Origin of the sequence: Mesorhizobium sp. M7A.F.Ca.MR.245.00.0.0 (genome assembly GCF_003997415.1) — a bacterium.
Classification (GTDB): domain Bacteria; phylum Pseudomonadota; class Alphaproteobacteria; order Rhizobiales; family Rhizobiaceae; genus Mesorhizobium.
In genome coordinates, this window is sequence record NZ_RZTE01000092.1 from 1 (window position 1) to 1,978 (window position 1,978).

Annotated in this window: 1 protein-coding gene; it reads left to right on the forward strand. The window is 63.8% G+C overall.

Annotation, left to right across the window (positions count from 1 at the left end):
* The coding region (locus EOB80_RS34145) for an FAD-dependent oxidoreductase (protein ID WP_164762834.1) at positions 1–1,978 on the forward strand (1,978 nt) is incomplete at both ends.

Here is a 1,978-nt window from a genome sequence, read left to right on the forward strand (position 1 = left end):
TGCGCGGCTCGCAGAACATGACCCGGCTGGCGAAATATTCCGCCGACCTCTACGTCAAGCTGGAAGCCGAGACCGAGGTCGGCACCGGCATGCGCCAGGTCGGTTCGATCACCGTAGCGCTGACCGAGGAGCGCAAGCACGAGATCTACAGGCAAGCGTCGCTGGCGCGTGCCTTCGATGTCGATGTGCGCGAGATTTCGCCCAGGGAAGTCAGCGAGATGTACCCGCATCTCAATGTTTCCGATGTCGTCGGCGCCGTGCATCTGCCGCTCGACGGCCAGTGCGACCCCGCCAACATCGCCATGGCGCTGGCCAAGGGCGCGCGCCAGCGCGGCGCCACCATCGTCGAGAATGTGAAGGTCACCAAGGTCCATACCAAGGCCGGCCGCGTCAGCGGCGTGTCCTGGGCACAGGGCGAAGAGCAAGGCACGATCGAGGCCGACATCGTCGTCAACTGCGCCGGCATGTGGGCACGCAAACTGGGAGCGCAGAACGGTGTCACCATCCCGCTGCATGCCTGCGAGCATTTTTACCTCGTCACCGAACCTATCCCCGGCCTCACCCGTCTGCCGGTGCTGCGGGTGCCGGACGAGTGCGCCTACTACAAGGAGGATGCCGGCAAGATGATGCTGGGCGCCTTCGAGCCGGTGGCCAAGCCGTGGGGCATGGACGGCATAAGCGAGGATTTCTGCTTCGACCAACTGCCTGAGGACATGGAGCATTTCGAGCCGATCCTCGAAATGGGCGTCAACCGCATGCCGATGCTGGCGACCGCCGGCATCCACACCTTCTTCAACGGTCCGGAGAGTTTTACGCCCGACGACCGCTACTATCTCGGCGAGGCGCCGGAACTGGCCGGCTACTGGATGGCGACCGGCTACAATTCGATCGGCATCGTCTCATCCGGAGGCGCCGGCATGGCGCTGGCGCAGTGGATCAATGACGGCGAAGCCCCCTTCGACCTGTGGGAAGTCGACATCCGCCGCGCACAGCCGTTCCAGAAGAACCGCCGCTACCTCAAGGAGCGCGTCTCCGAAACGCTCGGCCTGCTCTATGCCGACCATTTCCCCTACCGCCAGATGGCGACCTCGAGGAATGTCAGGCGTTCGCCGCTGCACGAGCATCTGAAGGCGCGCGGCGCCGTTTTCGGCGAAGTCGCCGGTTGGGAGCGCGCCAATTGGTTCGCACGCGAGGGCCAGGCGCGCGAATACCGCTATTCCTGGAAGCGCCAGAACTGGTTCGACAACCAGCGCGAAGAACACCTCGCGGTCAGGAATGGCGTCGGCCTGTTCGACATGACCTCGTTCGGGAAGATCCGTGTCGAGGGCCGCGACGCCTGCGCTTTCCTGCAAAGACTATGCGCCAACGACATGGACGTCGCCCCGGGCAAGATCGTCTACACCCAGATGCTCAACCAGCGCGGCGGCATCGAGAGCGACCTGACGGTCTCGCGGCTGTCGGTAACGGCTTTCTTCCTCGTCGTCCCCGGCGCCACGCTGCAGCGCGACCTGGCTTGGTTGCGCAAGCACGTCGCCGACGAGTTCGTCGTCATCACCGACGTGACGGCGGCCGAAAGCGTGCTCTGCCTGATGGGCCCGGACGCGAGAAAGCTGATCCAGAAGGTCAGCCCCAACGATTTTTCCAATGATAAAAATCCGTTCGGCACGTTCCAGGAGATCGAGATCGGCATGGGCCTGGCCCGCGCGCATCGCGTCACCTATGTCGGCGAACTCGGCTGGGAACTCTATGTCTCGACCGACCAGGCGGCTCATGTCTTCGAGGCGATCGATGAGGCAGGTGCGGATGTCGGCCTAAAACTCTGCGGCCTGCACACGCTGGATTCCTGCCGCATCGAAAAGGCTTTCCGGCATTTCGGCCATGACATCACCGACGAGGACAATGTGCTGGAAGCCGGCCTTGGCTTCGCGGTGAAGACCGCCAAGGGCGACTTCATCGGCCGCGATGCCGTGCTGCGCAA